The 478-nt window shown below is 43.5% G+C and carries 1 protein-coding gene; it reads left to right on the top strand.

Features of this window, described 5'->3' with window-relative positions; all coding sequences use genetic code 11:
• Positions 1-53: 53 nt before the first annotated feature.
• A complete protein-coding gene (locus ACYUCW_RS18170) occupies positions 54-374 on the top strand; it encodes a hypothetical protein (RefSeq protein WP_017628824.1) in 321 nt (106 codons plus the stop codon).
• Positions 375-478 lie beyond the last annotated feature (104 nt).

Below are 478 nucleotides of genomic sequence, written 5' to 3' on the forward strand. Positions count from 1 at the left end.
TTAGGACGACAAGGATTGTCTATGCCTCTCAAGGACTTTTCAGGAGATTTTCAATGAACGTTTCTAACTCATACCCTACCGATAAATACCCCCAATTAACATCACCGTCATTAGCAAAAAACAGAGAGGAAGCTCTGGCTCAAGCTATTGCAATGATTGAGGGGTGTTTGCCAAATACGAGTGCGCCAGACAGGGAAAAACGATTAGCAATGGAACTGCTACACATGAACTTGGACGCATCGAAAAATCACCCTCCTCTACCTGCTCATATTCAGGCATTACGTGATGCGGAAAGGAATTCTGCACCGAGTAATAAGTTTGAAGTCGATTACTACGGAAGCGATCGACGTCAAGGTCAATACTTAGGAGATTAGTATGAAATTCGCCAAGGCAATGCGAAAAAAAGCAAAATTAAGGCTCGCTTTAACAGGGCCTAGTGGCTCAGGTAAAACCTATGGAGCACTGGAAATAGCCAAAG

The sequence above is a fragment of the Proteus sp. MB838 genome (assembly GCF_054767435.1).

Coding starts and splice junctions, on each gene's coding strand:
- ACYUCW_RS18170 (WP_017628824.1), top strand. CDS start 54: ATGAACGTTTCTAACTCATACCCTACCGATAAATACCCCCAATTAACA.